Source organism: Pseudoalteromonas sp. SG44-5 (assembly GCF_014164175.1).
In the GTDB taxonomy this organism is placed as follows: Bacteria; Pseudomonadota; Gammaproteobacteria; order Enterobacterales; family Alteromonadaceae; genus Pseudoalteromonas; species Pseudoalteromonas nigrifaciens.
Map to the genome: position 1 here is coordinate 1 of NZ_JACJES010000062.1, position 645 is coordinate 645.

At 39.2% G+C, this 645-nt stretch carries 1 protein-coding gene; it reads left to right on the forward strand.

Annotation, left to right across the window (positions count from 1 at the left end):
* Positions 1–289 precede the first annotated feature (289 nt).
* Positions 290–645: hypothetical protein (locus H5079_RS18520; protein WP_182684628.1), on the forward strand; the 356-nt coding region annotated here is incomplete at its 3' end.

Genomic DNA, 645 nt, shown 5'->3' on the forward strand with positions numbered 1-645 from the left:
GCTGTTATGGGTTCGGCAACTGCGTTTGCTGCTGACCACACCGCTGCAATTGATGCTGCTGTAACTGATGGTACTTCAAACTACACTGCAATTATCACTGGCGTAATTACTGTTGCTGCAATCGGCTTTGCTATCGGCATGATTGTTTCAAAGTTACGTAACTAAAATGGTTACTTCAATTGGTCTTGCCTCATTTCTTGTATGGTGCTTTGTCGAAGGCTTTTCAAGTGGTGTAAGAACCAGTTAATTAAATGGCGGGTAACACCGCCCTTTTTATTAAAGGCGCATTATGCGAATTCTAATATTTTTATTAGCGCTTATTAGCGCTTTTTTTGTTTCTGCAAACGAACCTGATTTAACTAGCTTGCGCTCTCCTCAACTGAAAACTTTTTATGAATATGAGTGCAAAATTAGTAATGATGATATACAGACTGTAGTATCAGAAGAAAATAGTCTTTCTGTATGTCATCCAATTTGGACTCCTTCAATTGATTCTTATAAAGCATCTAAGGTTAACGGTGGTTCTTGGTCATCAGTTGGTGATACTGTATGGGTTACACCATTTAGATATGAGTACGAGGTAACCCCTTGCAAGATGGGTAATTGTGAATGGTATGGTGTTGATAAGCCATTCACTTCTGGTGG